This window comes from Cohnella nanjingensis (assembly GCF_014212125.1).
GTDB lineage: Bacteria > Bacillota > Bacilli > Paenibacillales > Paenibacillaceae > Cohnella > Cohnella nanjingensis.
Genome location: NZ_JACJVP010000017.1, coordinates 1 through 15,813, shown reverse-complemented (window position 1 = coordinate 15,813; position 15,813 = coordinate 1). Strand labels below are relative to the sequence as shown.

Genomic DNA, 15,813 nt, shown 5'->3' with positions numbered 1-15,813 from the left:
CCTCCTGCGGCGTCTACACAGACTGAGATGTTGACCGAATTGTCTGAATATTGTTGCTTACTCTTATCTTATACTTCATCATATGTTCTGGCAACTTGGTTTCTTGACTATTTTCCAGTATAGTGAGGGCAAATCGCATACAGAATTTTTCTTGAGGTGACATTCATGCAATCGATCGTCAATACCGGATTCCCGGGGTTCGCCGAAGTGGACTTCGAAGCTTTGAAGACGCCCGGCCTGGAAGGGCGGATGGAAGCCATCATCCACCAAGTGCGGCCCAAACTGACCGCTTTGGGGGAGACGCTCGCCCCCGTGCTCGCCGGCTTGTGCGACGAGCCTATGTACCCGCACGTGGCCAAGCACGCCCGGCGCTCGGTGAACCCGCCCGACGACACTTGGGTCGCCTGGTCCCGCCATCCGCGCGGCTACAAGGCGCATCCGCATTTCCAGATCGGGCTGTGGTCCACGCACCTGTTCATCCAATTCGCGATCATCTACGAGAGCCCGAACAAGTCCGTCTTCGCCGAACGCGCCGCGCGCGAACTGGACTCCGTCCGTTCGGCCGTCCCGGCGGACTATGTCTGGTCCAAGGACCATATGCTTCCGAAGGGTACGCCGCATCGCGAGATGTCGGACGAAGAGCTGACCGCTTGGCTGGCCAGGCTGAAGACGGTCAAAGCCGCGGAAGTGACGTGCGGCTTGCACCTTCGCCGCGGCGATCCTTTGCTCGCCGATGGCGACGCGCTGCTCGGCCGCGCGGAAGAGGTTTACCGCACCCTGATGCCCTTGTACAAGCTTTCGTTCTAAAGAAAGCGCCTCCGCTTATCTATTTCAGGCCGGCTTAGCGGACAGGGCGGTCCCCTGCCATCTCGATGGCATGCGGGGACCGCCCTGTTTGGTTTGTATGCGTTAAGCCGCGACGTTCTGCCGCTGCGCCCGGCGCTGGCGGCGGGACTTGCGGAAGAACAGCAGCTCGTAGAGGCAAGGGACGATGACGAGCGTGAGCAGCGTGGAGACGACCAGGCCCCCGATGACGACGATCGCCAGGCTCTGGGACACGATGCTGCCGCTCTCCGACGTGCCGAATACGAGCGGGAGCATGGCGCACACGGTGGCGATGGCCGTCATGAGGATCGGACGCATCCGGGTGCCCGCCGCTTCCAGCAGCGCTTCGCGAATCGTCATCTTCTGCTCGTTCTGCTTCACGCGGTCGATCAGGACGATCGCGTTCGTCACGACGATCCCGATGAGCATCACGACGCCGAAGATGGCGGTGAAGTCCGGCGTGACGCCGGACACGATCAGGCCGAGCACGGCGCCGATCGGCACGAATAGAATGGATGCCATGATCGCAAGCGGCGCCCGAAGGGTTTTGAACGTGAAGACCATGATCAGGTACACGATGCCGATCGAGACCATCATCATCATGAAGAGGCTGGAGAAGTCCGCCGATTGGTCGGCCGAAGCGCCGCCGACGAACAGCTTGACGCCTGCCGGCGGAATGACGTCCTTCATCGCTTTCTTGATCTCGCCGCCGACGATCGACAGCTGGCTAGGCTCTACCGTCGCGGATACGCGAACGTAGCTCTTGCCGTCCTTGTGATAGAACTTCGTCGGCATCTCCGCTTTCACCCACTGCGCGACGCTCGATACCGGCTTCGGTCCTTGATCCGTGACGACCGTAATCTTCGACAGATCGTCGGCGGTCGTCGGCTTCAAGACGGGTTCCATCATCACGGGCATCGACTGCCCGCCCGCGTTCAGCGTTCCGATCGGCACCGGGTTCAGCATGCCCTGCAGCTGCGAAGCGATATCTCCCGCCTTGGCCTGGGTCGCGTCGACTTGGAGCGTGTAAACCGTCTTCTTCTCTTCTTGGTTGCTTTGCACCTTCAGCACGTCTTTGATCGGTTTGATCTTGGCCATGACGGCGTCGGCGGTCTTCGTCAGCTCCGCCAAGTCATCGCCGGAGATGTCCACGAAGACTTGCGTCGAGCTGCCGTCTCCGAAGAAGGAGCCCGCGCCCGCATTCAATTCCGCGCCCGCGTAGTTCGGGCGTTCGGCCTTCACGGCGTCGATGATCTTGGTGGCGTCGGCGCCCTTGTTCATCTGCACCATATAGGACACGAGCGTGGGGGACTTCACGCTGCCGTACTTGGCCGCGTCCGCGCTGTTGCCCATGTCCATGCTGACCCATTTCTGGCCTTCCTGCTTCATCAGGAACGCTTCGAGCTTTTTGCCGTTCTCGAATACTTGATCGACCGGCGTATCCGGCTTGTATTCCAGCGTGACGCTCAGGCTGGTCGCGTTGGACGAATCAATCGAGCCCTTCGGCATGGTGATGTAGGTCGCGAGCGAACCGATCAGCAGCGCGAAGGCGACGAGAATCGGGATCCACTTGTGCTTCAGGTTCCAACCGAGGAACGCGGTGAACCGCTTGGACGGCTGGTGCTCCTTGATGCTGGAATGCTTGAGCACGCCCGCGCTCATCAGCGGGATGACGGTCAGCGCCACCAGCAGCGAGGATAGGAGCGAATAGGTCACGGTCAGCGCGAACGGCAGCAGGAACGACTGCAGAGAACCGCGCAAGAGCCCCATCGGCAAGAAGACGGCTACCGTGGTCAGCGTCGATGCCGTGATGGCGGTCGCGACTTCCTTCGTCGCGTCGATCACGACGCCGACGGAGAACGGCTCCTTCTGCAGCCTGCGGAAGATGTTCTCGATGACGACGATGCTGTCGTCCACGAGACGGCCGACCGCCACCGCGACGCCGCCGAGCGTCAGGATGTTCAGCGTGATGCCCGACATGTCGAGCAGATACAGCGTCAGGCCGAGCGACAGCGGGATCGATACGATCGTCACGAGCGTCGCGCGGATATTGCGCATGAACAACAGAATGACGATCGTGGCGAACAACGCGCCCATCAACACTTCGCGCATCATGCTGTTCACGGAGCCCACGACCTGCTCCGACGTGCTCATGATCACAGCAAGCGCCGCCGAAGGGTTCTCTTCGTTCAGGCGTTCGACGGCCTTCTCGACCTCCTTGCCGACGTTGACGGCATTGGCGTTCGCGCCCTTGGAGATAACCAGCGTCAACGCGTCTTTCCCGTCGATTCGGCTGATGCTCTCCTTATCGCCCTGCAGCTTCACATCCGCGACGTCGCCCAGCTTCACGCCTTCCGCCACCGGAAGCCGCTTGAGCGCGTCCACGTCCTGCAGATTGCCCGCGGAGACGTTCAGATTGACGATCGTGCCGTCCAGCGTCGTCTCGCCAACGGAGGCGGACGCCTCTCGGCCTTGCAGCACGCCGTACAACGCTTGCAGCGGCACGCCTTTGGCCGCCAGCTTCTCCGGATCCGGCGTGACGGCGACGCTCGGCTGCGACTTGCCGGACAGCTGAACCTGCCCGACGCCGTCAATGCCGCGGAAGGCATCGATCGCCCGCTGTTCCACCGTCTCCTTCTGCGCATCCGACGTTCCGTCTTTGAACGTCAGGGTGACGAACGAGATCGGGATCATCGAGGTGTTGAACTGGACGACGTACGGCGGGGAGACGCGCTCCGGCAGTTGCACCGCGGTTACAGCGCGTTCGACTTCCGCCTTGGCTTCCTTCATATTCGTCTTCGAGTCGAAATCCAAGTTCACTTGAGAGAAACCGTCCCCGGAAGACGAGAACGTATTCGTCTTGCCCTTGATGCTCGCGAGCGATTGCTCCAGCGGATTCGTAACGGATCTCTCCATCGTAGCGGCATCATAGCCCGGGCCGATGACGCTAACCGTGACCTGCGGGTTGTCCGCTTCCGGCAGGAACTCCATTGGCAATTTGAAGTAGCTGAACACGCCTAGGCCGAGTACCATCACGACGAGAATGATGACGGCCGCTTTGTTGCGAAACGCTCCTTGAATAAAAGATCTCACTGATCTTTCCCCTTCCACTCCGCTTTTTCTACTGTTTCACTCCTTATCCAGCATAAAGTTTGTGCGGTCGGGCGGAGAAACGGCTGCGGACCGGACTTTAACCTGGACTGAAGTCTGAGGCTTAATCCGCCGAGAGTCCCTTTCATTGGTTTCCACGCTGCGCTTATGAGGGCTCGGCGATCGGAACACGATGTCTGCGGTACCGCTTCTTTTCCCCATTGTCCCTCTCGCTCAGGATCTCGAGATAGGCATTCGTCTCACATTTCGCTTTGTCCATCATCCCCTTCGCTCAGGGAAGCTGAGACTACCTTTCTGGCATTTCGCTTTATGCATGATCCCCTTCGCTCAGGGCAAGACACTTCTGTCATCGCAGGCTTCCCTTTTATACGCTATCCCCTTCGCTCAGAGGTCGGTTTTAATGAGTTTTGCTTTTTCTGCGCTAATTTCTGTCAAAAAAACAATAAATTTTTCTGGAAAATTGTTGTAATCCGAATACGCATTTGATACAATGAATAGGAACAAACGTTCTATTTTAGGAGGACATCTCATGGAAGACCGCCTTGTTCGCGAGCAAGAAGCCGACTGCGCTAGGCGGCTTTTTATGGCAAAGTGGCCTCATGGCATCCAATGCCCGCGTTGTGCCCAACGCGATTTCTATACCATTCGTTCGCGCAAGTTCGCTCTTTACGAATGCCGCGCCTGCGGCCACCAGACGACCCTCACTGCCGGCACGGTTATGGAAGGAAGCCGAACGCCGCTGCGCAAATGGTTTCAAGCGATCCAATACTTGTCGACCGGCATTAGCGCGACGCGGCTGCACAAGCTTATTGGCGTTACATACAAGACCGCTTGGTTGATGAATCATAAGCTTCGGCGCGCGATTCAAGAGGCGGACGGAAAATGGCAGATCGCCGGTCAGGTCCACGTAAAAGGTATCTTCTACGGTGAACAGCGATTTCACGCCAGCGTTCACTTTCACAAGCGCGAACAGCCCCTTTTAGCCGGTGCATCGCTGGACTCGAAGGGGAATCTATCTCAAGTGAAGATCAAGAAAGTGAATAAAGCGACGCTGCGCACCCGTTCGATCGATCGACGGGCCGGCCAAGCGTTCCTGAACCAACATGTTCATTCCTCCGATCGCCCTCAAGCCGTCTGTACCCTCCATCGTTACGGCAGCACACAGTTTTTTCCTTTGGTCGCCGTGTGCCATCAAGCGTTCCAGTGGCTGAACGCTACCTTTTGCGGAATCGGCAGTAAGCATCTTCAGGCTTATCTGGATGAATACAGCTTCCGAATCAATCAAGCGGCGCAGAGCAATTCATTCTTCGCGCATCTTCTTCAGTTGTCCGCCACGACTCGACGGACAACTTACCCCTGCTTGATTCGCGACCTTCTCTCCGAAGCCCCTCTGCAGATTGCGGTTGCGGCCTAAGCATACCAACATCTCGTTACGGCGATCAGCAATGGTCATTCTACCGCTCAACGAGTCGTTGGGAATCAGATTGTTAGTCCCATCTGCTTTCATTCGTTTCTGTACGAGTTTGCTGCCCTTGGGCTGTACAATCTCCGGGGGACTTGCACGGATGCGCAGACTTGCGGCTCGACTTAACCTGAGCGACCTGCGGATCGACTTAGCCTGAGCGACCTGCGGATCGGCTTAGCCTGAGCGACCTGCGGATCGACTTAGCCTGAGCGACCTGCGGATCGACTTAGCCTGAGCGACCTGCGGATCGACTTAGCCTGAGCGACTTGCGGATCGACTTGACCTGAGCGACCTGCGGATCGACTTAGCCTGAGCGAAGGGGATAATGGACAAAGGGGAAGAAAAATGAGATCCCCCTATCCCCCAGCGGCGCCAAAATAGCAAAACCCCGTTCCGCGCGACAGGCGGAACGGGGTATCGCAGACATCATTCAAGTGAAAGTGAGGATCTCGCCTTGGATGCGACTTGCATGTGAAATCGAAAATTAAGCTTTGGATGCGACTTGCAATCGGTCCGCGCTGCGGAAACGAGCCAGGAGTCCCAACGCCGCCAGCGACAGGAGACCTGACACCAAGAACGGAAGCCAAGATTGCAAGCCCAGCAGCACGGCGCCGAGCACCGGCCCGACGATGCGGCCCAGGCTGTCCATGGAGGAGCTGAGCCCGGATGCGATACCTTGGCCGACCGTCGTCTTCTGCGTGATCAAGGAAGTGACACACGGGCGGATCAGCGCGTTGCCGATGCCGAAGATGCACAGGTATACCGTGGCGAGCAGCCACGTTTGAGCCGTCAGCAGCAGGAAGAAGCCGGCGGCAGAGATGACGAGGCCGATCGCGATGTAGGTCCCTTCCTGTCCTTTCTTGACGCGCCGACGGACGATGCCGCCCTGGACAAGCGCGCCGACGAGGCCGCAGAAGAAGAACATCATGCCGATGTTCAGCGGCGTCACGTTGAACTTGTCCATCCCGAACAGCTGCAGGGTCGCCTCCAAGATCGCCAATGAGAAGGTGACGAAGAAGGCAAGGACGTACAAATACTTCAGCGAGCCCTGGAACGCCGTCCAGCGCGACACCCGCTTCCGGCTCGCCGCCTCGGCTCTGCGCTCGGGCGTCATCGACTCCTTCAGGCGCGTCCATGCGGCTACGAAGGTCAGTAACGAGAGTCCCGCAGCTACATAGAATGGGGTGTTAAGAGATACTTCGCTCAGCACCCCTCCGACGAACGGACCGAACGTGAATCCTAGTCCGATGCTCATGCCGACGACCGCCATTCCTTTGGTCCGCTCTTCCTCCGTCGTGATATCCGCTACATAGGCGACGATGCTTGCCGTGACCGCCCCGGAGAACAGCCCCCCGAGCAGCCGCGAAGCATACATCAATACCAAGTTGCCGTCGGCCAAGCCGAACAGCAGGAAGCTCACGCTGAAGCCGAGCACGCCCGTCATGATGACGGGCCTTCTGCCGATTCGCTCCGACAAGCTTCCCCATACCGGCGACAGCAAGAACGAGGCCAGCGAATACAGCGTGAGCATGGCCCCCGTGTGCCAGTTGGCCGATTGCGGGCTGACGTCGGACACCATCTGGGGCAGAACGGGAATAATGATGCCGAATCCGATGAAGATGGTGATCAGCATTACAGCGACGATGACGAGCTTGCTTTTCACGACGTTCTCTCCTCTTAGCGCCCATGTTGGTGATCGAATCCTTTTTTCATATGGTAGCATACTGGTAAGGGGGTTCCAAATCCCGCTTCTTGACGTTTTGGTGACAAGGCGCCGTTAGGGCGGTCCGATCGGGTTAAACGGTTGCATTCCCCCCTAGTTTTGCTATACTCATGCTTGTTTAGAATATCTGTATGCCTTGGCATCGAAAGGCAGTGAGCATTCATTGGATCATTCACGTACCCCGCTTTTTGACGCCCTGCTGCGTCACGCGGAACAGAACCCGGTACAATTCCACATTCCCGGCCACAAGAAGGGCGCGGGCATGGACCCCGAATTCCGAAGCTACATCGGTCAAAACGTGCTTGATATTGACCTGATCAATATAGCGCCGCTTGACGACTTGCACCAGCCGGTCAGCGTCATCCTCGACGCGCAGAAACTGGCGGCCGACGCCTTCGGCGCGGACGCCACGTTCTTCTCGGTTCAAGGAACGAGCAGCGCCATCATGGCGATGATCCTGTCGGTCTGCGGTCACGGCGACAAGATCATCGTGCCCCGCAACGTGCACAAATCGATCCTGTCGGCCATCATCTTCGCCGGGGCGCGTCCCGTGTTCCTCTCCCCGGTACGCGACCGCAACCTCGGCATCGATCACGGCGTCACGACGCAGTCGGTTCGACGCGCGCTCGAACGTCATCCTGACGCTTCCGCCGTGCTCGTGATCAATCCGACCTACTTCGGCGTCTGCGCGAACCTCAAGGAGATCGTCGATCTGGTCCATGAATACGACATTCCGGTCCTCGTCGACGAGGCGCACGGCGCGCTGATTCACTTCTCCGACGAGCTGCCTTTGTCCGCCATGCAGGCGGGCGCGGATATGGCCGCGACCAGCGTGCACAAACTCGGCGGCTCCATGACCCAAAGCTCGGTGTTGAACGTTCTGACGGCCCGCATTAACGTCCAACGCGTCCAGACGATCCTCAGTCTGCTGACGACGACATCGACCTCTTATCCGCTGCTAGCCTCGCTCGATACGGCGCGCCGCCAACTTGCGCTGCACGGCCGCGAGCTCGCCGCCCGTACGGTTGCCCTGGCGCAGCAAGCGCGTCAAGGCATCAACGAGATCCCGGGCCTCTATTGCTTCGGAGAAGAGCTGCTCGGCGAAGAAGCGACGTTCGATTACGATCCGACCAAGCTGACGATTCACGTCCGCCACCTTGGCATCACGGGCTACGACGCGGAGAACTGGCTGCGCGAGCATCATCGAATCGAAGTCGAGCTTAGCGACATGTACAACATTCTTTGTCTCGTGACGCCCGGCGACGACGCTTCATCGCTGGACGTCCTGCTCTCCGCGCTCCGGCAAATGTCCGAGACCCTTCGGAACACCGGCGAGATCAAAGAGCTGGTCGTCGCGATCCCCGAGATCCCGCACCTGTCGCTCACCCCGCGCGATGCGTTCTATGGGGAGACGGAAGTGCTGCCGTTCCGGGAATCCGCCGGCCGCATCATCGCGGAGTTCATCTATGTCTACCCGCCCGGCATTCCGATTCTGCTCCCCGGCGAAGTCATCTCGCAGGAGAACATCGACTACATCGTCGATCACCTCGAGGTCGGTCTTCCGGTGAAGGGTCCCGAGGATCGCAACGTGGAGTACGTAAAGGTCATCGTAGAAGAGTCTGCCATCTCCTAAAAGATTGGAAAATGAAAAAACGAGAAGCCCCGTCGCTGCGCAACTTGAGCAGCGACGGGGCTTTGGGTTATGAAACGCGTATGCACGAGCGAAACGTCCAGCGTTCCTCGTCAATATTGGTCCTGAACCTCGAGCGCCGGCAGTCTGCCGCGAAGCAGGTGGCCGATCTCCTCGGCCGTCTGGACGTCCGGGACGAGGAAACGCGAACGGATCATGTCGCAATCCGAGAGATCGTCCGCGCTGAGCGGCGCAGATCGGCCGGTCTGCATACAGACCACCAACGGCTTGCCGAAGAAATGGCTCGAATATACGATCGCAAAGTCATATCTGCGGTTGTCGGAAATGCAGCCGATAAAGTTCACGTTCGAGGACTCCGTCACGTCGTACAGATGCTCGAACACAGCACACCCCTCCATATCGTTTAAATTTTCTGACGATTTACACTTTATCCTACCATTCTCCCCCTGTCCTTGACAATACGCGGCTGTCGCCGGACATTGCCAATGCCGGAAGGAAATGCTATCATTTGCTTGGAGGTGGCCTTCCTTGAGTCAAAGCGCTTACATCACGCTTGTGCAAGGCTCTGCGGTCGATCAGATCACACTGGAAGACATCAAGTCGCGACTGACGCATTACCGGGAACAGACGGCGTTAACCGGCCGGCAGTTGGGCTGGGACTACGCGAACGCGGCGTTCCCCTACACCATGGAGAGCAAGCCCGACGAAGAAGAGCGTTGGTTCTACTTGAAAGGCAATCATCCGCTTTATAAGTATATCGTCATCGGCTACGGCCGCCTCGACGAAGCCGCATCCGAGACCTCCGCCATCCAAGTTGTCCTCCCGGAAGGATCGACGCACGGCGACAAGTCCAAAGCCAACGAGCTCTGCAAATGGCTGGGCAAACAGCTCTTGGCCGAGGTGCGCCTGTTCAATGGCAGAACGATCTATTACAATCCGCGCAAGTAGCGGCAGACTTGTCCTCATCGATCCGCAAACGAATGAAGGGGCCAGCTCCGAAGTCTCGTTAGAGACATCCGGGCGGCCCCTTTGGTTGGTGTCGAAGGATGCTGCAAAGCTTCAGTCCGCTTCTTGCGCGGCCATTTCCTCGTACACTTTCATGACGCGATCCCATTCCTCGTCATCTTCGATGTTGACCAGCACTTCGTCTTCCCCGTCTTCTTCAATCCGGAAAATAACGCCGTCGTCGTCCGGATCGTTCCGGTCGAGCAGGACGGCATAGGCTTGGTCTCCACTTTCAAACGTATACACAAGCACCATCTCATGTTCGTTGCCGTCTTCGTCCGTTACGACAAATACGGCCTCTTCGTGCTCGTGATCGCAGTTTTCGTCATGAACATGATCGCTCATGGAGAACCTCCGTTCAGTCGGTTAATTTTGCCTTCTCCCGTATCCTAACATTTCCCGTGCATTGCGGTCAAACGAAACGCCCCTCTCCCGATAAGGGAAAGGAGCGTCCATCCCAAGCCGTCACTTGGCGATAATCGTCTTCTCGGATACGATCTGCATCGCGGTGTTGTCAGCGGCCTTCATCCAGAACCGAACCGTGTATCTCCCCACCGACTTGAAGTCGTAGGTGAAGTTGTCCCCCGTGAACCAGAAGTTGTCCTTGCTGCGCGGGAAATCGTCGTCCTTGGACGTACGCCCGTCGATCCACGTCTCGTCGCCGTACGGATCGGTGATCGTGACCTTGAAGGCGGAGATATCCGTCTGCAGGTTGTCGATCTGCGAGAAGACCCGGAAGCTCGTCTTCCCCTTCTGCACTTCGCCGAAGGGCTTGCTCCCCGTCATGAGGAATATATGTACGTTCGGCTTGTAGATGGTAACCTTCTTCGCGCTATCATCCCAGACGGTGATCGCCTGCATGCTGTCGCCTACCGTTCGGACGCCCAGGTACGCTTTGCCGTCGACCAGCGCGCCGGCGTCGTCCAGCTCCTGCTTATTGAAGATGACCTTGACCTTCTGCGCAACCGAATCCGCGAATATAGCCGTGCCGCCGATCAGCGATAAAGCAACGGTCAGGATCAAAAGCTTGCGGATCTTCATTATGATTTTTCCCTCCGTCATTCCGTCTCGTTATCCGTTTTGCACTTGGTTATACCTTCTTTCTCCAAGAAAGTTGCGATAAGGGGAGAAAAATTGCCGAGCGGCTTTTTTCGACCGATTTCACGCGATTTTGTCGCATAACCGCAAAGCCTGCGGTTGCCCGGGAAATGCGCTCCCCTTATGAGAGGCCAATAACTGCGAAATCGTACCCTGTCCGTCGGCGAAGTGTCTTCGGTGAAGTGCCGGCGCCGTTCGCGCTCGGTTACTTGGCCTTGGGCAGCGTCAGGACGCAGGGTACGCCATTTCCCGAGGCGCCGGGCACGCTCATCCGCGCGAGGTAATCCAAGCCGCGGGCGCACGGCGTCTTGCATACCGCGCAAACGTCCGAAGTGACGATTTTCATCTGCGGCTGGTAGTGTTCGGAATGGGCTTTCTTCTTGCTGCCGCCTTTCGAGGTTTTTCCTTGTTTGGTCGCCGGTTTGTTCATCGGCCGCTCCTCCTCCCGCTTGCTGCGCAAGCTTCACGTTAAGGTATGCGCGACCGAAGGAATGTGCGAATGTCCGAGGCGAGCGATTTGTATCTTTTGCAGCCAGTCAAATTATGGTACATTTATGGGAGCTTTGCAGCTTGTCCGCGCTTGATACATATGGCATCAGGGAGGCCCTGGATGGATATTCAGATGCTCGGTTGCGGCAGCGCGTTCGCCAAGACCTTTTACAATAACAATGCGATCGTATATGCTGGAGGCAAGAAGCTGCTGATCGATTGCGGCACGACCGCGCCGCTCGCGCTTCACCGGCTCGGCATGTCGCTCGCCGAGGTCGACGCCTTCCTGATCTCTCATATTCATGCGGATCATATCGGCGGTTTGGAGGAAGTCGCGTTCCAGTACAAGTTCCTCTATCAACGCAAGCCGACGCTCTATATCGCGGATACGCTGCCGGATCTCCTCTGGGAGCGCTCGCTTCGCGGCGGTTTGGAACAAGAGGAACTTCACCGGCTGGAAGATTACTTCGATCTCCGTCCCCTGCGCGAGGGCGAAAAGACGCAGGTCCTTCCGGGTCTGACGGCCGAGCTGCTGCGAACGACCCATATTCCGGACAAGCGGAGCTATTCGATTCTGCTGAACGACACGTTTTTCTATACGGCGGATATGGTCTTCGATCCGGATCTTCTGCAATCGCTGGTCCTCGACCGGGGCGTCGAAACGATCTTCCACGATTGCCAGCTCCACCCCCCCGGCGTCGTGCACGCCTGCCTCCCTCAGCTGTTGACGCTGCCGGAGGAGCTTCAGCGGCGCATCTATCTGATGCACTACGGGGACGCGCAGCCGGAGTTTGTCGGCCGGACGGGCCAGATGACCTTTGTCGAGCAGCAGCGCGTTTATTCGTTCTGATTCATCAAGCGACTACTCTTAAGGAGAAAGGATGTCGACATCACGTGACCGGCACTTGGATCGTCGCAGGCATTATCGTCGTCCTCATCATTTGGCTCACGCTGTGGGTGACCAAGAAAGCATACTCCCGCAAATGGGAAGAATAGCGCGGAACGTCAGCACGCAAGTAAAAACGGCTTCGCCGTCTTCGGAAGAGGGCGAGACGTTTTTATCGGAGACCATTTAGAAAGGGATAAGCGTGAAACTTATAAATTCTAAATGGCCCAAAAAGGCTCCAAAGCGCCAATGCGCTTGGAGCCTTTTTGGGCGTTCATCTCATCAGGCCTCTTACGCCTTCGGAGGGCAGCATATGCGAGCCGTATACGTCTTGTCCGACTGTAGGCGCATAGTAGACGTCGGCGATGACGCTGTCCGACGTATCCGTGCCCTCGGCCGACTGGCAGCCGGCGAGCGAGGCCGCCAACGCGACCATCAGCGCTCCCTTCGCCGCTCGCGCGCCCGCTGTCCGGCGGTACGATCCGATCTTCATGCCATCTGCTCCTTTGGGTGATCCATCCCTCCTTTCCATTTTGCGCCAACCTCGAACGAATTAACCGAATCGGCGGCCGCGGGGCGAGATTTATTCCCGGTCCCAGTTGTGCTTGTGCGTCTGCCAGGTGAACGCCTTGTCGTACTCCATCGTATCCCGCAAAATCAGTTGGGCGACCGCCGCCATCACCACGCCGATCAGCCCGAACAATCCGATCAGCCAAACCGCAAGAATAGCCATACTCTCCATGCGCGCTGTGCCTCCCGCTACGTATGCAATGGTACATATGTACGTGGCGCGGGATCGATTCATCCCTGTTCGCGCGAAAACTTTTGGAGCTAAAGCCGTTTCCGTTTGATTTGGCGTTTATTGTGCAAAAAATGCAGGGGGACACCCGGTTGACGAAGGGCCTCCCGCTTGGTATGATACTAAATGTCTCTTGAAGACGTGATCTGATAGCTCAGCTGGGAGAGCACTACCTTGACAGGGTAGGGGTCACAGGTTCGATCCCTGTTCAGATCACCATCCCATATCCATCCAACCATCGGTCCTTTGGCCGGTGGTTTTTTTATGCGCTGCCGTTTAGACCGAAGTTCCAAAACCTACACTAGGGAGGAAGGAGTGATGACACCATGAAGAAATCGATGCGAATAAAAATCCCGTTGACCCTAATGCTGGCGCTGACGCTTCTCCTCCCGCTGGCCGCGATGCATGCCGCTGCCGCGACACCGGATTCGGATTCCGCGGCCGCCACGGGTCCGGAAGGCTATCCCGGCCATGGGCATCCCGGCGACGGCCATGGCGGGCACAAGATGGGCCTGCTGCGCAGCGAACAGCTGCTGGCGCTGCTCAAGACGGACGCGTCCTCCCTCGAACAGGCGCTGCGTTCGGGCAAGTCGCTCGCGGATGTCGCGAAAGCGAAAGGCGTGGACAAGCAGAAAGTCGTCGACTTGATCGTGACGCAGCAGACCGCGAAGCTGGATGCGGCCGTGCAGTCGGGCCGGCTCTCGGCGTCCGATGCGCAGCAATGGCGATCGGACATGCAGGCGCGCGCGCTGCGCATCGTCGAGCACAAAGGGCTATGGGGCGGCAAAGAGCGCTATCGCGAGAGCCGCCGCCTGGCGGATACCGCTTCCGTGCTCGGCTTGACCGCGGATCAGCTGATCCAAGAGCTTAAGAAGGGCAAGACGATCGCGCAATTGGGCAAGGAAAAAGGCATAAGCGAAGAGGTTCTCGTGAACCGCCTGCTGGAGAAGGAGAAAGTCCGCATCCAGGAGCGCATCCACCGCAGCTGGGCGCCGAACGCGAAACGGAACGCATAACGAATGCCCGACGGGATAACGCCGTCGAACCGCGCTGCGACCCGAGCTACGAACCGTGCAGGAAGCAGAATAACGCAAGCGCCAGACCGGCTTCTGTCGGCTTGGCGCTTTTTTAAAAATAACGCTTTACATTTGCCGCCCAACCTTATATAATAGGTCAAGTCGAAACACAAACGTTTCTCTTGATCTGATAGCTCAGCTGGGAGAGCACTACCTTGACAGGGTAGGGGTCACAGGTTCGATCCCTGTTCAGATCACCATCTTCTTCAACGAACGCCTCGCCCTTGCGCGAGGTTTTTTTGCGTCCGCTGGGCATTTTGGGACAAGGAAGCGGCGCATGCAACATTTGTCAATCCCCCTGCGTTTACATAGTTGAGCTGCCCCAGAGCGGCAATTTAAATCTCACCAAGGAGGCAATACGGATGAAGAACAAATCCAAATGGACCATCGCCGGTCTCAGCGTCGTGCTCGCCAGCACGCTCATGAGCGGCTCCGTCTTCGCGTTCGGCGATATCGACAAGGATGCCGGCCGGACCCACATTCTTCACTTGCAGGAACTCGGGATCGTGCGCGGCGACGGCAGCGGCCAATTCAAGCCGAAGAGCCAAGTAACCGCCTCGACGGCCGTAACGATGCTCGTGAACGGCTTCAAGCTGAACATCGACAACATCCGCTTCATTAAAGAGCCGAAAGCCAGCGATTACTATACCCATATCAAGGACGACGCCCCTTACGCCCAGGCGTTCATCATCGCCCAATTGAACGGCCTGGAGATCCCCAAGGATATCCAGCCGGGCGCCAGCGTCACCCGCGAGCAGTTCGCCCACTGGCTGTTCCAAGCGATCAGCACGAAAGGCGACTATGCATGGACGATGCAGTACGTGCTGCTGAACGATGAGAAGAGCGTCGCCAAGGATTATATGGAGAGCATTCAGAAGCTCGTCATCGCGAACATCGCCTCGCTGGACGCGAAACAAAACTTCCGCCCGCAAGCGGCTATAACGCGCAGCGAAGCGGCCGTCATGCTGGACAAGGCGCTCTCGTTCGTGGAGAAGACGAAGCCGATCGAGCAACTGCCGGAGCCCACCCCATTGGGCGACGTGCAATTAACGACGGAAGCTTACTCGGCGGACGTGAAGAAAGTCACGCTCTCCGCCGAAGTCGGGCATCCCGGCTACGGCATCGAGATCGCCGGCATCGACTTCAAAGACAAGCAAGCGACCATCCGCTATCGGGTCGTCGAGCCGGATCCCGACAAGATGTTCCCGCAGGTCGTGACGACCGTTAAAGCGTCCGTCTATATCGATGCGTCCTACACGCCGGTACTCGGCGGCCAAGAGGGCGTCTCGACGCCTCCCGCGAAGGGCGGCGCCGCAAGCGGCTCCACCGGCTTCCCCATCGTCGAGTAATCGGCGTCAACGCCGCGGCGGCGGGTTGAAGCCTTCGGCGCTGACCGTGACCGCCTCCGCCGGCATCCGCCGGCGCAGCTCGGCGACGAGCGCGTCGAGCCGCTCCGGCGCATACCAGTCGGCTAGGCCGAGCTCGGCGTACGCGTCGCGCATGCCGAGCCGCTCGCTGCGCCGGCCGCCGCTGCCGTCACCGCGGAAGTAGTCGTCGACGACGACGCGCGGCGCGGCGGCCGCGATCTGCGCGGCGAACGCCGGCGTGTGCGGCAGCAGCGGCGAGACGGCCGCCTGCGTCGGGACGCCGGCCTCGCGCAGGCTGCGCAGCGCCGCGAGCCGCGC

General features: G+C 58.5%; 15 protein-coding genes, 2 tRNA genes and 1 pseudogene. 9 read left to right on the top strand and 9 right to left on the bottom strand.

The window, feature by feature from the left end; genetic code table 11:
- The first annotated feature begins 165 nt into the window (after window positions 1–165).
- A complete protein-coding gene (locus H7C19_RS10430; RefSeq protein WP_185142591.1) occupies window positions 166–807 on the top strand; it encodes a YktB family protein in 642 nt (213 codons plus the stop codon).
- A 102-nt stretch (window positions 808–909) separates the two neighbouring features.
- Here the strand turns inward: H7C19_RS10430 and H7C19_RS10425 are convergent, their stop codons facing one another.
- Window positions 910–3,918: an efflux RND transporter permease subunit gene (locus H7C19_RS10425; RefSeq protein ID WP_185142590.1), complete on the bottom strand. Its 3,009-nt coding sequence runs from the start codon at window positions 3,916–3,918 to the stop codon at window positions 910–912.
- A gap of 547 nt (window positions 3,919–4,465) precedes the next feature.
- Here H7C19_RS10425 and H7C19_RS10420 point away from each other — a divergent pair.
- The gene (locus H7C19_RS10420; protein WP_185142589.1) at window positions 4,466–5,350 is read left to right on the top strand and encodes a transposase; all 885 of its coding nucleotides are present in this window, start codon (window positions 4,466–4,468) and stop codon (window positions 5,348–5,350) included.
- Between the two features lie 535 nt (window positions 5,351–5,885).
- On the opposite strand, the gene H7C19_RS10415 is transcribed toward H7C19_RS10420, so the two are convergent.
- On the bottom strand, window positions 5,886–7,064 hold the full coding sequence (locus H7C19_RS10415) for an MFS transporter (protein ID WP_185142588.1): 1,179 nt from the start codon (window positions 7,062–7,064) through the stop codon (window positions 5,886–5,888).
- 223 nt (window positions 7,065–7,287) lie between these two features.
- Here H7C19_RS10415 and H7C19_RS10410 point away from each other — a divergent pair, with 223 nt between their 5' ends.
- A complete protein-coding gene (locus H7C19_RS10410) occupies window positions 7,288–8,757 on the top strand; it encodes an aminotransferase class I/II-fold pyridoxal phosphate-dependent enzyme (protein WP_185142587.1) in 1,470 nt (489 codons plus the stop codon).
- A gap of 110 nt (window positions 8,758–8,867) precedes the next feature.
- Here the strand turns inward: H7C19_RS10410 and H7C19_RS10405 are convergent, their stop codons facing one another.
- Entirely contained in the window at window positions 8,868–9,158 is a 291-nt protein-coding gene (locus H7C19_RS10405) for a DUF3055 domain-containing protein (protein ID WP_185142586.1), read from the bottom strand.
- 145 nt (window positions 9,159–9,303) lie between these two features.
- On the opposite strand from H7C19_RS10405, the gene H7C19_RS10400 reads away from it, so the two are divergent.
- Window positions 9,304–9,723, top strand: coding sequence for a DUF1885 family protein (locus H7C19_RS10400; protein WP_185142585.1), 420 nt, complete (start codon window positions 9,304–9,306; stop codon window positions 9,721–9,723).
- 111 nt (window positions 9,724–9,834) lie between these two features.
- Here H7C19_RS10400 and H7C19_RS10395 read toward each other — a convergent pair whose 3' ends face one another.
- From H7C19_RS10395 to H7C19_RS10385, 3 genes are all read right to left on the bottom strand, one after another.
- The gene (locus H7C19_RS10395; RefSeq protein WP_185142584.1) at window positions 9,835–10,125 is read right to left on the bottom strand and encodes a DUF1292 domain-containing protein; all 291 of its coding nucleotides are present in this window, start codon (window positions 10,123–10,125) and stop codon (window positions 9,835–9,837) included.
- A 120-nt stretch (window positions 10,126–10,245) separates the two neighbouring features.
- Entirely contained in the window at window positions 10,246–10,821 is a 576-nt protein-coding gene (locus tag H7C19_RS10390) for a stalk domain-containing protein (protein WP_185142583.1), read from the bottom strand.
- A gap of 262 nt (window positions 10,822–11,083) precedes the next feature.
- Window positions 11,084–11,308 carry a hypothetical protein gene (locus H7C19_RS10385; RefSeq protein WP_185142653.1) on the bottom strand — a complete coding sequence of 75 codons (225 nt, stop codon included), beginning with the start codon at window positions 11,306–11,308 and terminating at the stop codon, window positions 11,084–11,086.
- A 180-nt stretch (window positions 11,309–11,488) separates the two neighbouring features.
- On the opposite strand from H7C19_RS10385, the gene H7C19_RS10380 reads away from it, so the two are divergent.
- On the top strand, window positions 11,489–12,217 hold the full coding sequence (locus H7C19_RS10380) for an MBL fold metallo-hydrolase (protein ID WP_185142582.1): 729 nt from the start codon (window positions 11,489–11,491) through the stop codon (window positions 12,215–12,217).
- Between the two features lie 310 nt (window positions 12,218–12,527).
- Here the strand turns inward: H7C19_RS10380 and H7C19_RS10375 are convergent, their stop codons facing one another.
- Window positions 12,528–12,746 (bottom strand): hypothetical protein, encoded by a 219-nt coding sequence (locus H7C19_RS10375; RefSeq protein WP_185142581.1) that lies wholly within the window; start codon window positions 12,744–12,746, stop codon window positions 12,528–12,530.
- 90 nt (window positions 12,747–12,836) lie between these two features.
- Window positions 12,837–12,995 (bottom strand): hypothetical protein, encoded by a 159-nt coding sequence (locus H7C19_RS10370; protein WP_185142580.1) that lies wholly within the window; start codon window positions 12,993–12,995, stop codon window positions 12,837–12,839.
- A gap of 200 nt (window positions 12,996–13,195) precedes the next feature.
- Here H7C19_RS10370 and H7C19_RS10365 point away from each other — a divergent pair.
- From H7C19_RS10365 to H7C19_RS10350, 4 genes are all read left to right on the top strand, one after another.
- Window positions 13,196–13,271 (top strand) — tRNA-Val (locus H7C19_RS10365).
- A 137-nt stretch (window positions 13,272–13,408) separates the two neighbouring features.
- The gene (locus H7C19_RS10360) at window positions 13,409–14,068 is read left to right on the top strand and encodes a hypothetical protein (protein WP_221469166.1); all 660 of its coding nucleotides are present in this window, start codon (window positions 13,409–13,411) and stop codon (window positions 14,066–14,068) included.
- Window positions 14,069–14,252: 184 nt separating this feature from the next.
- Window positions 14,253–14,328 (top strand) — tRNA-Val (locus H7C19_RS10355).
- A 162-nt stretch (window positions 14,329–14,490) separates the two neighbouring features.
- Entirely contained in the window at window positions 14,491–15,477 is a 987-nt protein-coding gene (locus H7C19_RS10350; protein ID WP_185142578.1) for an S-layer homology domain-containing protein, read from the top strand.
- Between the two features lie 6 nt (window positions 15,478–15,483).
- On the opposite strand, the pseudogene H7C19_RS10345 reads toward H7C19_RS10350, so the two are convergent.
- Window positions 15,484–15,813, bottom strand: a pseudogene (locus H7C19_RS10345) (radical SAM protein); the annotation flags it as partial.

Coding starts and splice junctions, on each gene's coding strand:
- H7C19_RS10430 (WP_185142591.1), top strand. CDS start 166: ATGCAATCGATCGTCAATACCGGATTCCCGGGGTTCGCCGAAGTGGAC.
- H7C19_RS10420 (WP_185142589.1), top strand. CDS start 4,466: ATGGAAGACCGCCTTGTTCGCGAGCAAGAAGCCGACTGCGCTAGGCGG.
- H7C19_RS10395 (WP_185142584.1), bottom strand. CDS start 10,125: ATGAGCGATCATGTTCATGACGAAAACTGCGATCACGAGCACGAAGAG.
- H7C19_RS10390 (WP_185142583.1), bottom strand. CDS start 10,821: ATGAAGATCCGCAAGCTTTTGATCCTGACCGTTGCTTTATCGCTGATC.
- H7C19_RS10385 (WP_185142653.1), bottom strand. CDS start 11,308: ATGAACAAACCGGCGACCAAACAAGGAAAAACCTCGAAAGGCGGCAGC.
- H7C19_RS10380 (WP_185142582.1), top strand. CDS start 11,489: ATGGATATTCAGATGCTCGGTTGCGGCAGCGCGTTCGCCAAGACCTTT.
- H7C19_RS10375 (WP_185142581.1), bottom strand. CDS start 12,746: ATGAAGATCGGATCGTACCGCCGGACAGCGGGCGCGCGAGCGGCGAAG.
- H7C19_RS10370 (WP_185142580.1), bottom strand. CDS start 12,995: ATGGAGAGTATGGCTATTCTTGCGGTTTGGCTGATCGGATTGTTCGGG.
- H7C19_RS10350 (WP_185142578.1), top strand. CDS start 14,491: ATGAAGAACAAATCCAAATGGACCATCGCCGGTCTCAGCGTCGTGCTC.